Consider the following 15,538-nt stretch of genomic DNA (forward strand, 5'->3'; position numbering starts at 1 on the left):
TCGATCGGGGTCTTTATTGGATCGAAGGCCCTGGTTTTGAATGCTTGTTGAACCGCAGACGCAACATTTGATGCCCTTGTCGGTTTTGCATTTTGGGTGCTGCTGCAAGTATTGCTGCAGTGTCAATGTCGATTTCCAGGCGCGCTTTGGTTGGCGCCCCTTCAGCCAGTTTCTGGCGAGAAGGACCAGAACAAACACGACAATAAGTAAAAAGACAGTTGGTTCTGATGTAGACATGTAGTAGTAGCCAAATCAAGGAATTGCCGGGCATAGCCTCTGCCTGTTTCCTGCTGTCGAGAATAAACCGAGCGAATGTGGAACAATAGCTAGCTTTATCAAACTGGAGAGATTTCCATGGGCAACAAAATCGTTACTGAAGCCGACCGCAAGCGCACTCCCGCTCCCGCCGCCCCCAAGGGCATGAGCGCTAGAACACAAGGCCGCGGCCAACGTGTGAGCCTGGAGCGTGGCGCGCATACCCACCACAAGAAAAATCCCGGCAAGCGCGCGCACTCGGGTTAATTTCTGGGGGTCGGCCGGCATCTCCGACCCCCCTTATATCGGGGCCTTAAGAGCAAGCAACGCCACATTAAGAACCAGCAACGCCACGCGCAGGCGAAAGGCACAACAACGAAATAGACCCCGAAGCGACGCCGTCGAATACGGAACTAGTTATTCCGCCGCGGGTAGCCTTCAGAAAGAATACGGTCCCACACCGCGCGTTTCTCGGTTTCCGAGAAAAACACCCAATTCGCCACTTCCATCACCGTTCGCCCACACCCCCGGCAAACATCGTCATAAAGCGTCGAGCACACCGCCACGCAGGGCGAATCGCGGTCGTTCGGGTTGTACGTGGGGTCGTCGTTTGAATTGTATGAAGGATCGCGCTTCGAAGAATCGGGCGAATCGTGATTGCCGCTGTCGGCCATAAAAGCTCCTAAATTCGTGCACGGCCTGCGTGCAGAATCGCCGACAAGGCCGCCCCGGCCAGGTGAAGCCGGGGGCCCAGAGCCCGACAGCAATGTCGGGAAAAACAACCCCGGGCCGGAACAACACGGCCCAGAGCAAAGCAGCCGGCGATCAGGCCGCTTTCTTAAGTACCTGCACCTTGTCAGTGGCTTCCCACGAAAACTCCGGCTCGGCACGGCCAAAGTGACCATAGGCAGCCGTTTTTGCGTAGATGGGACGCAACAGGTCGAGCATATTGATAATGCCCTTCGGACGAAGGTCGAAATGCTCGCGCACCAGCATGGCGATCTTGTCGTCGGAAATGACACCCGTGCCATTGGTGTTGACCGTGATGTTGATGGGCTCGGCCACGCCGATGGCGTAGCTGATCTGCACCTGGCACTGGCTGGCCAAACCGGCCGCCACAATATTCTTGGCCACGTAACGCGCGGCATAGGCAGCCGAGCGGTCGACCTTGGAAGGATCTTTGCCCGAGAACGCGCCGCCGCCGTGTGGGCACGCGCCGCCGTAGGTGTCGACGATAATCTTGCGGCCGGTCAGCCCGCAGTCGCCCTGCGGCCCGCCGATGACAAAAATACCGGTGGGGTTGATCATGAATTTCGTCTGAGCCGTAAGCAGCCCTTCGGGGAAGCTGGGCTTGATGATTTCTTCAATGACCGCTTCGCGAATGTCGGCTTGCGAAATGTCGGGCGAGTGCTGAGTGGAAAGCACCACCGTGTCGACCTCGACAGGCTTGCCGTCGACATAGCGGAAAGTAACCTGCGACTTGGCGTCGGGGCGCAGCCAGGGCAAGCGACCGTCTTTGCGCAGTTCGCTCTGGCGCTGCACCAGACGGTGCGAATACCAAATGGGCGCGGGCATGTAGTCGGGCGTTTCATCGCAAGCGTAGCCGAACATCAAGCCCTGGTCGCCGGCGCCCTGGTCCATATTGGCTTCGGGGTTGCGGTCGACGCCTTTGGCGATGTCGGGCGATTGCTTGTCGTAGGCCACCAGCACCGCGCAGCCTTTATAGTCAATACCGTAGTCGGTGTTGTCGTAGCCGATGCGCTTGATGGTGTCGCGCGCCACCTGAATGTAATCTACGTTGGCGGTGGTGGTGATTTCGCCAGCCAGCACGACCAGACCGGTATTGCACAGCGTTTCAGCGGCAACGCGGGCGTAAGGGTCTTGCGTAAGAATGGCGTCAAGAATGGAATCGGAGATTTGGTCGGAGACCTTGTCGGGGTGACCTTCGGAGACCGATTCAGAGGTGAAGAGGAAGTCTTTATTGACCACAGCGAATGCGTCCTATAAGCCGGCAAACGGCTCGTTAAAGTTGAACGAAACGCGTTGCACCCAGGCTTGGAACGTATTGCAATACGGGGCGCGACGCTTTAGCGGTATTTAGACGCCGTGTAAAAAAACCAAGGCGTCATCGCTCCACAAGTTGTCGGTTAACTCAGCGATGCCTGGCATTTTAAGCGAAAATGGCGTGTTGGGCGTTTTCTCAGTACTTACAAAAGGGTTATAAGCATTCATGCTGTTGACTGTATTTCGTTTTTTGGCCTGGCTGCCGCTGCCGTTGTTGCATGGCATAGGCCGTGTGGCGGGGCGCATTGCCTACGCCAAACCGGGCAAATACCGTCAGCGCATCCAAGCCAACGCCCGCCAGGCGGGCTACACCGACCCGGCCTTTGCCGGGCGCGCCGCCGCACAGGCCGGCGCCATGATCATGGAGCTGCCCAAGGTATGGCTGCGCAGCGAGCAAAGCCTGGCCAAAACCATTTGCGACGACGACACGGTGGTAAAGCAAGCCCTGGCCGAAGGGCGCGGCGTGTTGTATTTAACGCCGCACCTGGGCTGCTTTGAAATCGCCGGGCGCTACCAGACCCTGCACGGGCCGATCACGGTCATGTTCCGCCCGCCCCGTAAAGAAGTACTGGCCCCGGTCATGGAAAGCGCGCGCAATACCTCAGCCTTGCGCGCCGTTCCCGCCAATATGCAAGGCATACGCGAATTCGTGCGCGCCCTGAAGCGCGGCGAAGCCGTGGGCATGCTGCCCGACCAGGCGCCCAGCCAGGGCGACGGCGTGTGGGCGCCTTTTTTTGGGCGCCCGGCCTACACCATGACGCTGGCCGGTAAACTGGCCGCGCAAACCGGGGTGGCGGTAATACTTACCGCCGGCGAACGCCTGCCGCGCGGCAAAGGCTGGCGTATACATTACCTGCGCCTGCCCGACCCTTTTCCCACCGACCCACTTGAACAGGCCACCTTAATCAATTCAACCATGGAAAGCCTGATACGCCGCTTTCCCGAGCAATACCTATGGAGCTACAACCGCTACAAAACGCCCGCCGGCGCGCCGCCCCCGCCTGGCGCCGGGCACGAAGGAACGGCAACGCATGAAGCTTTATAAAACCCGCGTGCTGACCAGCGTGTTTTCGTACTTTGGCCGCTGCGCCACCCGCACACGGTTGCGCTGGGGCCGCGCCTTGGGCTGGCTTGCGCCGCGCATACTGGGCTCGCGCGCGCACATTGTGCGCACCAACCTCAAGCTGTGCTTTCCACAACACAGCGAACAGCAGCGCGAAGCCTGGTTGCGCACGCATTTTCAACTGTTGGCGCAGTCGGTGGTTGACCGCGGCCTGCTATGGTTCGGCACGCGCGAGCGCATTGAAGCCACCATTTCCATCGAGGGGCTGCAGCACTTGCAGGCCTTGCTCGACGCCAAGCGCCCCATAATTTTGCTGGCTCCGCACTTTATCGGGCTGGATGCCGCCGCCACACGCCTGACGCTGTTTCTTGAAACTTCGGCCACCCTGTATACGCCGCAAAGCGACCCGTACGTAGACCAATTGGTGCGTGAAGGGCGCGGGCGCTTCAACACCGTGCATTTAATCAGCCGCCGCGACGGCGTGCGCGGCCTGATCCGCCAGTTGCGCAAGGGCGTGCCGGTGTATTACCTGCCCGATATGGACTGGGGCACCGAGGGCGCCGCCTTTGTGCCGTTTTTTGGCGTGCCCGCCGCCACGCTGCTTACCACCGCCCAAATTGCCAAAACCTGGGAGGCGGCCGTGGTGCCTATTGTCAGCCGTCTTGATATTGACACCGGCCATTACCACGTGGATGTACTGCCCCCCATTGCCGACTTCCCGGGCGAGCAATCGTTGGAAGACGCCACGGCCCGCCTGAACCGGTTGCTGGAAACCTGGGTAGAGCGCGACCCCACGCAGTACTATTGGGTACACCGACGCTTCAAGACCCGCCCGCCGGGTGAAGAGCGCCCCTATTGATTGATTGAAAGCCATGATCTGGAACTTCACCAAAATGCAGGGCGCCGGCAACGACTTTATTGTGCTGGACGGCGTGCGCCAAGCCATACACCTGACCCCCGAGCGCGCCCGCGCGCTGGCTGACCGTCACTTTGGCATCGGTGCCGACCAGGTTTTATTGGTCGAAGCGCCGCACCACCCTGAGGCCGACTTTCGCTATCGCATCTTCAACGCCGACGGCGGCGAGGTTGAGCATTGCGGCAACGGCGCGCGCTGTTTTGTGCGCTTCGTGCACGAGCAGGGGCTGTCGCGCCGCAACCCCCTGCGGGCTGAAATCTGCACCGGACTCATCACCCTGACCGAAGAGCCTTCGGGCGAGGTCACGGTCGACATGGGCGCCACGCGCTTCGAGCCGGCAGACGTAGGGTTCAACGCGCAAGGTCTGGCGTCCCGTCCATTGGCCCAAGACACTGTATGGACGCTGCCTCTGGAAGGCGGCGAAAGCGCCGAGCTTTCTTTGGTGGCTATTTCCAACCCGCATGCCGTGCAGGTGGTCGAAGACGTTGACGCGGCACGGGTTGCGCAAACCGGGCCCCAGATTGAATCGCACCCGCGCTTTGCTCACCGCGTAAACGCGGGCTATATGCAGGTGCTGGACCGCCACACGATCAAGTTGCGCGTGTACGAACGGGGCGCGGGCGAAACCCTGGCCTGCGGCACGGGCGCTTGCGCGGCCGCCGTGGCGGGTATAAGGCGCGGCTTGCTCGACAGCCCGGTGGTGGTCCATACTCGCGGTGGGCCGCTAACCGTGGCCTGGAACGGCGCGGCGCTTCGCATGAGCGGCCCGGCCGTTAGCGTATTCACCGGGCAAATCGACATCGACGCGCTGGCGCCCGCCGCCGCAACTTAGCAAACCAAAATTTTCAAGGAAGCATTCCAGACATGAGCACCAGCCTGAACGCCGACGACGTGGCATTGTTCCTGCAAGAAAACCCCCAGTTTTTCCAGGAACATGCCGACCTGTTTGCCAACTTGCGGGTGCCCCACCCCCACGAAACGCGTGCCATTTCGCTGGGCGAGCGTCAGATCATGATCCTGCGCGCCAAGACCAAAGATCTTGAGTGGAAGCTTTCGGGCTTAATACACAACGCCGCCGGCAACGAAAAAATAAGCAAGACGTTAAGGGCCTGGTGCTGCCGCATGCTGGCCGAAGACAACGCCGCGCAATTGCCCGGGCATATTGTGCGCAGCTTAAGCGACCTGTTCGACCTGCAAAGCATTGCCCTGCGCCTGTGGAACACGCCTTCCATGGCCGACAGCGAATTCGGCCAGGACGTGACCGACGGCATTCGCCAGTATGCAAACGAATTAGCCACGCCGTATTGCGGCCCGCTGCAAGGGCAAGAAGCGGCCGGCTGGTTGGGCACGCCGCCCGCTTCGCTGGCTATTGTGGCGTTGCGGCCCACTGATTCGGCCGAGTCTTTCGGCCTGCTGGTGCTGGGCTCTGACGACCCCGAGCGTTTCACAACAGACATGGCCACCGATTTTCTGGGCGTGATCAGCGACCTGGCCGGCGCGGGGCTGTGCCGCCTGCGCGCGCCTTCGCCTGTGGCGCCTGAGACGGCTTAACGATGAATGCGCACAGCGTCGATCAAGGCGCTGCGCCCGTGCTGCCTGCGGCCATGGATCAATGGTTAGGGTATTTGCACGGCAACCGCCGCTATTCCAAACATACCTTGCAGGGCTACAGGCGCGATCTTCAACATCTGGTTCGCCTGCAGCCAGACACGCCGCTACACGCTTTTACTGAAAGCCATATACGTCAGGCCGTGGCCCGCCTGCATGCGCAGGGGCATTCGCCGCGCAGTCTGGCACGGGCGCTGGCCGCCTGGCGCGGGTTCTTTCAGTGGTGGGCGCCTTTGTCGGGTATGTCGCACAACCCGGCGGCGGGGGTGCGCGCCCCGAAAGTGCCGCGCGGCTTGCCCAAGGCTTTATCGGTTGAACAGGCGCAGGTGCTGCTCGACAGGCCCGGCCTGCCGGCGCCGAAATCACCGGTCGAGTGTCGTGACCAGGCGATGTTCGAGGTGTTGTATTCGAGTGGGCTACGCTTGGCCGAGCTGGTCAGCCTCGACTGGCGGTATGTGCGCACTGGCGATTATGAGTCGCAAAGCTGGGTTCAACTTGACGAGGGCGAGGCCACCATACTGGGCAAAGGCGGTAAGAAACGCAGTGTGCCCTTGGGCAGCCAGGCACTAGATGCCTTGCAGCGCTGGCTGAAAGAGCGGCCGAATCTGGCCGGTAATGCGTCGCTTGAAACGGACCCGAACTCGTTCGCGGCGCTTTTTCTGGGCGCACGCGGGAAACGTATTTCACCGCGCGTGGTGCAGAGGCAGCTGAATGCGGTGGCTACGCTGGCGGGCTTGCCGGTCAATGTGTATCCGCATAGCTTGCGGCATAGTTTTGCCAGCCATTTGCTGCAGTCGGCGCAAGATCTACGGGCGGTGCAAGAGCTGCTGGGGCATTCGAATATTTCTACGACGCAAATTTATACGCGGCTGGATTTTCAGCATTTGGCGGCGGTTTATGACCGGGCGCATCCGCGGGCGGGGCGGAAGCCTGATTGATCGTTCGCGTCTGTTCGGTCTGTTCGGGCGGTCGTGTGGGCGGTCGTGTGGGCGGTCGTGTGTTTGAGTTCTTGAGTCGGGTCTGGGCGGGCCTCCCCCATTTTGGGCCGCAGCAGCGGTTCCGCTTCGCGGAACTACCCGAATTTTTCAAGCTCGGCCGGGCGGCGGCAGAACTCGCCCTTTAGCCGCTACGCGGCTACGGAGCTCGGACAGGCTGTCGCCGAAAGCCCCCCGGCCGAGCTTGACAAATTCGGCGCGGCTGAAGGCCCAAAATGAGGGAGGCCCACCCGGACCCTTTTGATTAGGTGAGTTGGGAACCTCATATGCCGTTGAACTTGAAAAATTCGGCGCCGCTGAAGGTCCAAAATGAGGGAGGCCCGCCCGGACCCTTATTATTGGGTGATTTGGACGTGCCATTTTTCGTTCGGCGTTACAACGTAGATGGTTTGGACGTGCTATTTTCCGTTGGGCTTTAAGACGTAGATCAGTTGGCCGGCGTTCCATTTGAACATGCCCAGGTAGCTGCCGGCGGGCTGGTCAGACTCGCTTAGTGTGTCGACGTACAGGGTGCCGCCCACTTTGGCGCCGGTTTCTCGGGCGATCTGTTCGGCCATTTTGGGGTTGGCCGAGCTCTCCAGAAACACGGCTGCGCCGCCTATCTTGCGCACTTGATCGACTATAGCCGCGACGTCGCGGGCCGAGGCTTCGGCTTTGTTGGAGATACCCATAATGGGAATGAACTGTATTCCGTAGTCGGCGCCAAAATAGCCCAACGAATCATGCGGCACGACCACCTTGCGTTTGTCGGGCGAAATATGACCCAAGGCCTGGCGCACTTCGGCGTCGAGCTTTTTCATTTCTTCTATATAGCGGCCGGCTCGGGCGGTGTAGTCGGCGGCGTGGGCGGGGTCGGCTTTGGCCAGGCCGGCTGCGATATTGCGGGCATAGATCATGCCGTTGGTCAGGCTTTGCCAGGCGTGCGGGTCAATGTCGCCGGCGTGCGAGTGGCCGTCGTGATCGGCATGGTCCGAATCGAGCTTGCGGGGCTTGACGCCGTCAGAGGCTACAACGGTCAACCCCTTGAAACTGGACGATGCCACCAGGCGGGGCAACCAGGCTTCGAAGCCCAGGCCGTTTATAAAAAGCACTCGCGCACTGGACAAGCTGCGTACCTGTTCGGGTGTGGGTTCAAATGAATGGGCATCACCGCCCAGGCCAATGATGTTGGTCACTTTAACGTAGTCGCCGCCAATTTCGGCCACCATGTCGCCCAGTACCGAAAAGCTGGCGACGACAGGCATGGGCTTGGGCAGAGGTTGAGGCTTATTACCGGACGCGGCCACGGACCAGGTCGCAGCAAAGAAGCTCAAGACCAAGAAAGCAAAGGCCGGCAACCGGGCGGCGCGGCTAATGCCCATGCGAGACATCATTCGAACCAACATTAATGAATTTCCATGAAATGTAACGCGCCAAATACTCCGCGGCGCGAATGCGGTTTCATAGCGACACAGTTTGTGACAGTCTTCGCCGACGAGCATACGCGTGTCTAGCCGCCTGCAACAACCCGCCATACGGCCCTACTGCAATAGAAAGCAGGTAGACGGTTCCGGCGGAAAGGATGATAGCGGAAGACGCTGGAGCATTGGTCTGAAACGACAGCAAGAGCCCGGCATAGGAAGAGACGGACCCGATTGCGGCCGCCAGCACCATCTGGCGGCCGGCCGTTCGCGCCCAGAACCGGGCGGCGGTAGCCGGCAGCATCATGATTCCAACCACCATTAAAGTGCCCAGAACCTGAAAGCCGGACACCAGAGTAAGCACCAGCAACAGCAAGAAAACCATGTGTATCAGCGAACCTCGACCGCGCTCCACCCTTAAAAAGCCCGGATCCAGGCATTCGACCACCAGCGGTCGGTAAATCAGGGCCAAGGCGGGCAAGGTAATGCTGGCACCGGCGGTAACCAGTAACAGGGCGGCATCGTCCAGCCCCAGCACGGTGCCGAACAAGACATGAATCAAGTCCATGTTGGAACCGCGCATTGACACCAGCAACACACCCAGACCCAACGAGATCAGGTAAAACGAGGCGAAACTGGCGTCTTCGCGCAAGGGCGTGGCGCGCGCCACCAGGCCGGCCAGCATGGCCACGACGATGCCGGTAACCATGCCGCCGATGGTCATGGCGCTAAGCGATAGCCCCGCTGTTAAAAACCCCACTGCCACGCCGGGCAAAATGGCATGGGCCATGGCGTCGCCCATCAGGCTCATGCGACGCAACACCAAAAACACGCCCAGTGGCCCCGCCGCAAACGCCAGGGCCAATGAGCCGGCCAGGCCGCGACGCATGAAGCCGTATTCGATGAAGGGGCTCAGCAAAAATTCGTATGCCCAGTTCATGAGACACCTCTCATAAGAAGTCTCCGGCACAAAGATGCCGCGCCAGGTGCAGGTTCTCGGGCGTCAGCACGCTTGCCGTCTTACCCCATGCCACCGTCTGGCCGGCCAGCAATAGCGTTTCAGGAAAATGGGCGCGCACCATTTCAAGGTCGTGCAGCACCACCACCACGGTCCGCCCTTCGTCGTGCCAGGTGGCCAGCAGTTTCATCAGGTCTTCGGTGGTGTCGCGGTCGACGGCGGCAAAAGGCTCATCCAACAACAAGGTGTGAGCATCGTGCAGCAAAAGTCGGGCAAACAGGGCGCGCTGCAGCTGACCGCCCGAAAGCGTGCCAATAATGCGCTGGCGAAAGTCTGACAAATGCACGGCTTCCAGCGCGCGCTCAATCCGCTCGTGCTCTTCGGCCGTAAAACGCCCCCAGGCACCCACTCGGCGCCAGGCACCCATGGCCACCAGGTCGTACACCGTAATGGGAAAACTGCGGTCAAGCTCGTTGGCCTGGGGCAAAAAAGCCAGACCGCGGCGCGGGTCATCGGCCAAAGAGATACGGCCTTTCAGCGGGTTAAGCAGGCCCACAATACCTTTCAGCAAGGTAGACTTGCCCGCCCCGTTTGGGCCGAAGACCGCAGTCAACGAGCCGCGGCGAAAACCGCCCGAAACCCCGCGCACCGCAACCCCGCCGCGCCAGCCCAGCGAAACGTCGTCCAGCTCGATGACCATTTCTTTTACCACCAGCCCATCGCCCAGCCGGTAAGCGCCCATAGAAACACTACCGCCAACAACATGCGCAGCACCCGTCCCCACGAGGAGGCCAGCAAGGCTGACCCTCGGTAAGCCGCCGAGCGGCGCGAGAACAGGGAAAAGGGGTGCATAATCAGAAATAAAAAATTGGGCATCCGCGCTACTATGCGGTACACCGCGCCGCCCACGAAGAGTCGTTATGTTATAACATTTCTGACGCCTGTTCGTTACGCCGAACCGTTATTGCATGTTGTACTTAAACAGGCCCGCCCCTTTATCTTTTATAGATGGGCACGCTTCTATCTTGACATGGCTGCAGACACAAGCTCAAAGCGCACCTCTATTCAGGCCCAATTGGCCACCGCCGAAACGCTTTGCCGCGAACGCGGCAAGCGTCTTACGCCCATTCGGCGCCAAGTGCTTCAAATTCTTCTCGAGCAAGGCCGCAGCGTCAAAGCCTACGATCTGCTCGATGAAATCCGGCGCATCCACCCGGGCGCAGCGCCGCCCACGGTATACCGCGCGCTCGACTTCCTGATCGAAGAAGGCCTTATCCATCGTCTCGATGCGGTCAATGCCTGGTCAGCCTGCCTGGATGCAGGCGGCGAACCCCACGACCTGCTGGTTATCTGTACCGGTTGCGGCGCGGTGGCCGAGTTCAGCGACCCGGCGCTAAGCAAGCAACTGGCACGCAAAGTGGCTGCGGCGGGGTTTGTGCTGGGCCACCACGAAACCGAACTGCGGGCCCTGTGCAATGCCTGTCATGCGCAGGCTCACGGCGAAACTCGGTCGGCACACGAGCATCGGCATTAAAACGCACATCGGCATCCGTGCCGCCCGGTTGGCCGCAGGCAGACTGCAGCTCGCCTAACTCACTGTGTTACAAGGCTTTTCATCCGAATCTGCTTACCTTGGCCCGATGTTTGCTCTTCTGGTCGGGCTGTGCTGTAATCGCATGCTGTACGATTTTTTTTGAGCGTCAACATGGCATCGGGTTTAGACAAAATGGTTCCGGTTACGATACTTACCGGCTTCTTGGGCGCGGGCAAAACCACGCTGCTTAAGCGCATTCTGTCTGAACAGCACGGCCAGAAAATTGCCGTCATTGAAAACGAGTTCGGGCCCGAAAGCATCGACAACGAACTGCTGGTCCAAGAGCGCGACGAGCAAATCATTGAGCTTAGCAACGGCTGCGTGTGCTGCACTATTCGGGGCGACCTGCAGCGTGCTTTGTCCGAGCTGCGCGCGCAGCGCGAATCGGGCCAAATCAAGTTCGACCGCGTCATTCTTGAAACCACCGGCATGGCCAACCCCGGCCCGGTATGCCAAACGTTTTTCATGGACGACGACATTGCCCAGTACTATCGGCTCGACGCCGTGATTACGGTGGTCGATGCCAAGCACGGCATGGAAACCCTGGACAAACAAGACGAAGCCCAAAAGCAAGTGGGCTTTGCCGACATTATTCTGGTTTCCAAGAAAGACCTGGTCAACGAAGCCGACTACGAGGCACTGCGCTCGCGCCTGGTGCACATTAACCCGCGCGCGCCCATCACGCCGGTGCATTTCGGCGAGGCCGACATCAAGTCGCTGCTCGACGTAAGCGGCTTCAACCTGAACACCATCCTCGACATCGACCCCCAGTTTCTGGCCGAGCAGCACCCCGACGCCGCGCACGACCACGGGCATCAGCATGGCCACGACCATGGGCACGACCACGAGGGCGATTGCGGCCCCGGTTGCGGCCACGAACATCACCACCATCATCACAACGATGAAATCGGTGCCTTTGTGTTCCGCTCTAACCGTCCGTTCGACCCCGACCGCCTCGAAAACTTTCTGGGCGGCATCGTGCAGGTGTACGGCGAAGACCTGCTTCGCTACAAAGGCATTTTGTATTTAAAAGGCAGCAAGCGCCGCCTGCTGTTTCAGGGCGTGCACATGATGATGGGCGCAGAGCCGGGCAAACCCTGGCTTGCCAACGAAAAGCCCAATACTAAGATGGTATTTATCGGCCGAAAACTTCCCCAGGAAATTTTCACCCAGGGGCTTGAACAGTGCCTTATCCCATAACCGAAAGTTCGCTCGAGTTATGAGAGCCGACTCACTACTACAAGAGGTAGACCATGGCCACAAAATCGTCAGCCAATAAATCTCCGGGCCATTTGCTCACCGAAAAAGAGCTTCTGGCAATGCCTGAGTCCGACTACATGAACGAGGCTCAGCTCGAGTTCTTCCGCAACCGGCTTAAAGAGCTCGAACAAGAAATTCTTAACAACGCCGACGCCACCACCGAGAACCTGCGCGAAACGCAGTTCGTTCCCGACCCGGCCGACCGCGCCACCATCGAAGAAGAGCACGCGCTCGAGCTTCGCACCCGCGACCGCGAACGCAAGCTGCTTAAAAAAGTGCAGCAATCGCTGGCGATGATCGAGTCGGGCGAATACGGCTGGTGCGAAGAAACCGGCGAGCCCATCGGCCTGCAACGTCTGCTGGCCCGCCCCACCGCCAACTTGTCGCTCGAAGCCCAAGAGCGCCGCGAAATGCGCCAGAAACTCTACGGCGATTAACCCGAAGCAAGTAACAACATGCCCCGATCCGGGGCATGGTCCTTTTCAGCCACGTCGCCTCGCAGCTTCACGCCAAGTGCCTTACACTTAGGTATCAACAAGGAGCCTTGCCATGAGCGTTGCCCTCTCTCCTATCGTTTCAGAATTCGAAACCCAAGAACAAGCCAATAGCCATGACCGTTGGTTTCGTGCCAAGGTGCAGGCAAGTCTGGCCAACCCAGGCCCCAGTATTCCTCACGATCAAGTAATGGCCCAGATGGACGCCATTATTCAAAACGCCGAAAATCGTCACAACGCATCAAGCGAACCCGACACGCCAAACGCGTAGGGCTGTGTTGAAAATTGCCTGGTTACCTTCGGCTGTTAACGATCTGGCCCAGATCCTAAGCTACATCTCCGAGCGCAGCCCTCAGGCTGCAAGAAATATTCGGCAACTTATCGAAAGTGCCGTGCTGCCGGTGGCCGAACACCCTTATTTATATAGAAATGGGCGCGTATCAGGCACACGCGAAATCGTCGCGCATCCAAATTACATTATTGTTTACCGGGTTACGGCGACTGATATCGAAATAATTAACATCTTGCACGCGCGACAACAGTATCCAGAGTAGGCTCGCGCACCCTTGAATTCCAGCCTTCCGCCCTTATCTACAAGCCTCACAGGAAGGATTCATGGAACAATTTCACGCCACCACCATTATTTGTGTTCGTCGGGGCGACCAGGTTGCCATTGGCGGCGACGGGCAGGTTACGCTGGGCAATATCGTTTTCAAGGGCACGGCACGTAAAATTCGCCGCCTTTACCACGACAAAGTGCTGGCCGGTTTTGCCGGCGCCACCGCCGACGCCTTCACGCTTCAAGAACGATTCGAAGCCAAGCTTGAAAAACACCAAGGCAACCTGCTGCGCGCAGCCGTAGAGCTTACGCGCGACTGGCGCACCGACCGGGTGCTGCGCCGCCTGGAAGCCATGCTTATTGTGGCCGACCACGAACACTCTTTAGTGCTTACCGGCAACGGCGACGTACTTGAGCCCGAACACGGCCTGGCCGCCATCGGCTCGGGCGGCGCCTACGCCCAGTCGGCCGCGCTGGCCCTGCTGCAGCACACCGATCTGCCCCCCGCCGACATCGTAAAAAAATCGCTGGAAATCGCCGGCGAGCTGTGCATTTACACCAATCAGAATCACATTGTAGAAACGTTGTAAGCCTATTGCGAAAGCCCCTTAGGCGGGCACAGGCCCTTCTGGGTTGCTTTGGCAGCCTTGGGCATACAAGCCCGTGGTCCATACCCGCCCTTGGTGTTTATCGCGAGCCGCTCACGCATTTTGACAGGCGCAGGTGCACTTAACAGCGCTACCTTAATGCCAACAGTGTGGCGACGACGCGCGTACCGACCTAACTTTTAATAGAGTTCAAACATGTCTGCAACAAACATGACCCCCGGCGAAATCGTCTCGGAGCTCGACAAAAACATTGTCGGGCAGAACCGCGCCAAACGCTCGGTCGCCGTGGCGCTGCGCAACCGCTGGCGCCGCCAGCAGGTGCCCGCCCCCCTGCGCAACGAAATCGTTCCCAAGAACATTCTTATGATCGGGCCCACCGGCGTGGGCAAGACTGAAATCGCCCGCCGCCTGGCCAAGCTGGCCAATGCGCCCTTCATAAAAATAGAAGCCACCAAGTTCACCGAAGTGGGTTATGTGGGCCGCGACGTCGACACCATTATTCGCGACCTGGTCGAAATTTCCATCAAGCAAACGCGCGAAGTGGAAATGCGCCGCGTGCGCACCCAGGCCGAAGACGCCGCCGAAGACCGCATTCTGGATGTGCTGCTGACCCCCGCACGCAACGCCCAGGGCGAACCCGAACGCGAAGAGAACAGCACCCGTCAAACCTTTCGCAAGCGCCTGCGCGAGGGCCGCCTGGACGACACCATGATCGAGATCGACGTGGCCCAACCCATGCCACAGATGGAAATCATGGCGCCCCCCGGCATGGAGGAAATGACCGAGCAGTTGCGCGGCATGTTCGCCGGCCTGGGCCGCGACAAGACCAAAAGCCGCAAACTGACCGTTAAAGAAGCCTTCAAGCTGCTGGTTGAAGAAGAAGCCTCGCGGCGCATCAACGAAGAAGACCTGCGCACCGTCGCCGTCAACAACGCCGAGCAAAACGGCATCGTGTTTCTGGACGAAATCGACAAAATCACCACCCGTCAAGAAAACAGCAGTGGCGAGGTTTCGCGCCAAGGGGTGCAGCGCGACCTGCTGCCCCTGGTTGAAGGTACGGCCGTCAACACCAAATACGGCGTGGTGCGTACCGACCATATTCTGTTCATTGCTTCGGGCGCGTTTCACCTTTCCAAGCCCTCCGACCTGATCCCTGAACTGCAGGGCCGCTTTCCCATACGGGTCGAGCTCGATTCACTAACCGCCGACGACTTCGTGCAGATTCTTTCCGCCACCGATGCCTCGTTGACCAAGCAGTATCGGGCCCTGATGGAAACCGAGGACGTCAAGCTCGACTTTACCCAAGAGGGCATACGGCGCCTGGCCGAACTGGCTTTCAGTGTCAACGAAACCACCGAGAACATCGGCGCGCGCCGCCTGTACACGGTAATGGAGCGCTTGCTTGAAGATTTGTCGTTCGACGCCACCGCCAACAGCGGCCAAACCGTAACCATCGACGCCGCCTACGTGAACGACAAGCTGGAAGAAACAGCCAACCGCGAAGACTTGGCCAGGTACGTGCTGTAACTTGGCAACACTTGCAACCAGCGCACACAAAATTCTTATCGTGCGCTGGTAGCAGTGTCATGGCGTCCGCTGTTCCTGCGTATTCGCGTTCCAACGCGTTATCATGAAGACATGCAATTCAGGAGCCAGGCATGTCTTTTCGTATTCGTACTGTTGTACCGGCGGTAATGGCCGGCCTTGTCAGCGTGGCAGCGGTTGTGGCGCCCGCGCAGGCGCAAGAAGCCCAGTCTTCCGGCG

General features: G+C 59.5%; 20 protein-coding genes. 13 read left to right on the forward strand and 7 right to left on the reverse strand.

Going from position 1 to position 15,538, the window contains the following annotated elements; genetic code table 11:
- On the reverse strand, positions 1-237 hold a 237-nt coding region (locus VL003_RS07520), incomplete at its 3' end, for a hypothetical protein (RefSeq protein WP_325441142.1).
- A 117-nt stretch (positions 238-354) separates the two neighbouring features.
- On the opposite strand from VL003_RS07520, the gene VL003_RS07525 reads away from it, so the two are divergent.
- Positions 355-522, forward strand: a complete 168-nt coding sequence (locus tag VL003_RS07525) for a hypothetical protein (protein WP_325441144.1) — start codon at positions 355-357, stop codon at positions 520-522.
- 146 nt (positions 523-668) lie between these two features.
- Here VL003_RS07525 and VL003_RS07530 read toward each other — a convergent pair whose 3' ends face one another.
- Together VL003_RS07530 and metK are read right to left on the reverse strand one after the other, a co-directional pair.
- A complete protein-coding gene (locus VL003_RS07530) occupies positions 669-929 on the reverse strand; it encodes a DUF1289 domain-containing protein (RefSeq protein WP_325441146.1) in 261 nt (86 codons plus the stop codon).
- A gap of 151 nt (positions 930-1,080) precedes the next feature.
- Positions 1,081-2,244 (reverse strand): methionine adenosyltransferase, encoded by a 1,164-nt coding sequence (gene metK, locus VL003_RS07535; protein WP_325441148.1) that lies wholly within the window; start codon positions 2,242-2,244, stop codon positions 1,081-1,083.
- Positions 2,245-2,485: 241 nt separating this feature from the next.
- Here metK and VL003_RS07540 point away from each other — a divergent pair, with 241 nt between their 5' ends.
- The 5 genes from VL003_RS07540 to xerC are packed head-to-tail and all read left to right on the forward strand — an operon-like array spanning position 2,486 to position 6,844.
- Positions 2,486-3,364 carry a lysophospholipid acyltransferase family protein gene (locus VL003_RS07540; RefSeq protein WP_325441150.1) on the forward strand — a complete coding sequence of 293 codons (879 nt, stop codon included), beginning with the start codon at positions 2,486-2,488 and terminating at the stop codon, positions 3,362-3,364.
- Positions 3,351-4,241 (forward strand): lysophospholipid acyltransferase family protein, encoded by an 891-nt coding sequence (locus VL003_RS07545; protein ID WP_325441151.1) that lies wholly within the window; start codon positions 3,351-3,353, stop codon positions 4,239-4,241. Before VL003_RS07540 ends, VL003_RS07545 begins: the two co-directional genes overlap by 14 nt.
- A gap of 13 nt (positions 4,242-4,254) precedes the next feature.
- The gene (gene dapF, locus VL003_RS07550; protein ID WP_325441153.1) at positions 4,255-5,130 is read left to right on the forward strand and encodes a diaminopimelate epimerase; all 876 of its coding nucleotides are present in this window, start codon (positions 4,255-4,257) and stop codon (positions 5,128-5,130) included.
- Positions 5,131-5,162: 32 nt separating this feature from the next.
- Positions 5,163-5,849: a DUF484 family protein gene (locus VL003_RS07555; RefSeq protein ID WP_325441155.1), complete on the forward strand. Its 687-nt coding sequence runs from the start codon at positions 5,163-5,165 to the stop codon at positions 5,847-5,849.
- Between the two features lie 2 nt (positions 5,850-5,851).
- Complete coding sequence (gene xerC, locus VL003_RS07560) at positions 5,852-6,844, forward strand: tyrosine recombinase XerC (protein WP_325441157.1); 993 nt, start codon at positions 5,852-5,854, stop codon at positions 6,842-6,844.
- A gap of 455 nt (positions 6,845-7,299) precedes the next feature.
- Here the strand turns inward: xerC and VL003_RS07565 are convergent, their stop codons facing one another.
- From VL003_RS07565 to VL003_RS07580, 4 genes are read right to left on the reverse strand one after another with little or no spacing between them, the layout of a single operon-like run.
- Positions 7,300-8,286: a metal ABC transporter substrate-binding protein gene (locus tag VL003_RS07565; RefSeq protein WP_325441159.1), complete on the reverse strand. Its 987-nt coding sequence runs from the start codon at positions 8,284-8,286 to the stop codon at positions 7,300-7,302.
- 55 nt (positions 8,287-8,341) lie between these two features.
- Positions 8,342-9,241, reverse strand: coding sequence for a metal ABC transporter permease (locus VL003_RS07570; RefSeq protein WP_325441161.1), 900 nt, complete (start codon positions 9,239-9,241; stop codon positions 8,342-8,344).
- A gap of 10 nt (positions 9,242-9,251) precedes the next feature.
- Positions 9,252-10,001, reverse strand: a complete 750-nt coding sequence (gene aztA / locus VL003_RS07575) for a zinc ABC transporter ATP-binding protein AztA (protein ID WP_325441163.1) — start codon at positions 9,999-10,001, stop codon at positions 9,252-9,254.
- On the reverse strand, positions 9,965-10,135 hold the full coding sequence (locus tag VL003_RS07580; protein ID WP_325441164.1) for a hypothetical protein: 171 nt from the start codon (positions 10,133-10,135) through the stop codon (positions 9,965-9,967). The genes aztA and VL003_RS07580 overlap by 37 nt, the downstream gene beginning before the upstream one ends.
- A 154-nt stretch (positions 10,136-10,289) precedes the next feature.
- Between VL003_RS07580 and VL003_RS07585 the strand changes: the two genes are divergently transcribed.
- The 7 genes from VL003_RS07585 (at position 10,290) to hslU (ending at position 15,301) form a co-directional block, all read left to right on the forward strand.
- The gene (locus VL003_RS07585) at positions 10,290-10,793 is read left to right on the forward strand and encodes a Fur family transcriptional regulator (protein WP_325441166.1); all 504 of its coding nucleotides are present in this window, start codon (positions 10,290-10,292) and stop codon (positions 10,791-10,793) included.
- A gap of 171 nt (positions 10,794-10,964) precedes the next feature.
- Positions 10,965-12,053: a CobW family GTP-binding protein gene (locus VL003_RS07590; RefSeq protein WP_325441168.1), complete on the forward strand. Its 1,089-nt coding sequence runs from the start codon at positions 10,965-10,967 to the stop codon at positions 12,051-12,053.
- 53 nt (positions 12,054-12,106) lie between these two features.
- Positions 12,107-12,550, forward strand: a complete 444-nt coding sequence (dksA, locus tag VL003_RS07595) for an RNA polymerase-binding protein DksA (protein ID WP_325441170.1) — start codon at positions 12,107-12,109, stop codon at positions 12,548-12,550.
- Between the two features lie 112 nt (positions 12,551-12,662).
- A complete protein-coding gene (relB, locus tag VL003_RS07600) occupies positions 12,663-12,878 on the forward strand; it encodes a type II toxin-antitoxin system RelB family antitoxin (RefSeq protein WP_325441172.1) in 216 nt (71 codons plus the stop codon).
- Between the two features lie 4 nt (positions 12,879-12,882).
- Positions 12,883-13,161 (forward strand): type II toxin-antitoxin system RelE/ParE family toxin, encoded by a 279-nt coding sequence (locus VL003_RS07605; RefSeq protein WP_325441174.1) that lies wholly within the window; start codon positions 12,883-12,885, stop codon positions 13,159-13,161.
- A 61-nt stretch (positions 13,162-13,222) separates the two neighbouring features.
- Positions 13,223-13,756, forward strand: a complete 534-nt coding sequence (hslV, locus tag VL003_RS07610; RefSeq protein WP_325441176.1) for an ATP-dependent protease subunit HslV — start codon at positions 13,223-13,225, stop codon at positions 13,754-13,756.
- Positions 13,757-13,969: 213 nt separating this feature from the next.
- On the forward strand, positions 13,970-15,301 hold the full coding sequence (hslU, locus tag VL003_RS07615) for an ATP-dependent protease ATPase subunit HslU (protein WP_325441178.1): 1,332 nt from the start codon (positions 13,970-13,972) through the stop codon (positions 15,299-15,301).
- Positions 15,302-15,538 lie beyond the last annotated feature (237 nt).

The organism is Pusillimonas sp. (assembly GCF_035515275.1).
GTDB lineage: Bacteria > Pseudomonadota > Gammaproteobacteria > Burkholderiales > Burkholderiaceae_B > Pusillimonas.

Bases quoted from the DNA above. Each gene is read 5' to 3' on its own strand.
- xerC (WP_325441157.1), top strand. From the start codon at position 5,852: ATGAATGCGCACAGCGTCGATCAAGGCGCTGCGCCCGTGCTGCCTGCG.
- aztA (WP_325441163.1), bottom strand. From the start codon at position 10,001: ATGGGCGCTTACCGGCTGGGCGATGGGCTGGTGGTAAAAGAAATGGTC.
- VL003_RS07545 (WP_325441151.1), top strand. From the start codon at position 3,351: ATGAAGCTTTATAAAACCCGCGTGCTGACCAGCGTGTTTTCGTACTTT.
- VL003_RS07565 (WP_325441159.1), bottom strand. From the start codon at position 8,286: ATGTTGGTTCGAATGATGTCTCGCATGGGCATTAGCCGCGCCGCCCGG.
- VL003_RS07590 (WP_325441168.1), top strand. From the start codon at position 10,965: ATGGCATCGGGTTTAGACAAAATGGTTCCGGTTACGATACTTACCGGC.
- VL003_RS07555 (WP_325441155.1), top strand. From the start codon at position 5,163: ATGAGCACCAGCCTGAACGCCGACGACGTGGCATTGTTCCTGCAAGAA.
- hslU (WP_325441178.1), top strand. From the start codon at position 13,970: ATGTCTGCAACAAACATGACCCCCGGCGAAATCGTCTCGGAGCTCGAC.
- relB (WP_325441172.1), top strand. From the start codon at position 12,663: ATGAGCGTTGCCCTCTCTCCTATCGTTTCAGAATTCGAAACCCAAGAA.
- VL003_RS07570 (WP_325441161.1), bottom strand. From the start codon at position 9,241: ATGAACTGGGCATACGAATTTTTGCTGAGCCCCTTCATCGAATACGGC.
- dapF (WP_325441153.1), top strand. From the start codon at position 4,255: ATGATCTGGAACTTCACCAAAATGCAGGGCGCCGGCAACGACTTTATT.
- VL003_RS07525 (WP_325441144.1), top strand. From the start codon at position 355: ATGGGCAACAAAATCGTTACTGAAGCCGACCGCAAGCGCACTCCCGCT.
- VL003_RS07585 (WP_325441166.1), top strand. From the start codon at position 10,290: ATGGCTGCAGACACAAGCTCAAAGCGCACCTCTATTCAGGCCCAATTG.
- VL003_RS07530 (WP_325441146.1), bottom strand. From the start codon at position 929: ATGGCCGACAGCGGCAATCACGATTCGCCCGATTCTTCGAAGCGCGAT.
- hslV (WP_325441176.1), top strand. From the start codon at position 13,223: ATGGAACAATTTCACGCCACCACCATTATTTGTGTTCGTCGGGGCGAC.
- VL003_RS07540 (WP_325441150.1), top strand. From the start codon at position 2,486: ATGCTGTTGACTGTATTTCGTTTTTTGGCCTGGCTGCCGCTGCCGTTG.
- dksA (WP_325441170.1), top strand. From the start codon at position 12,107: ATGGCCACAAAATCGTCAGCCAATAAATCTCCGGGCCATTTGCTCACC.
- VL003_RS07580 (WP_325441164.1), bottom strand. From the start codon at position 10,135: ATGCCCAATTTTTTATTTCTGATTATGCACCCCTTTTCCCTGTTCTCG.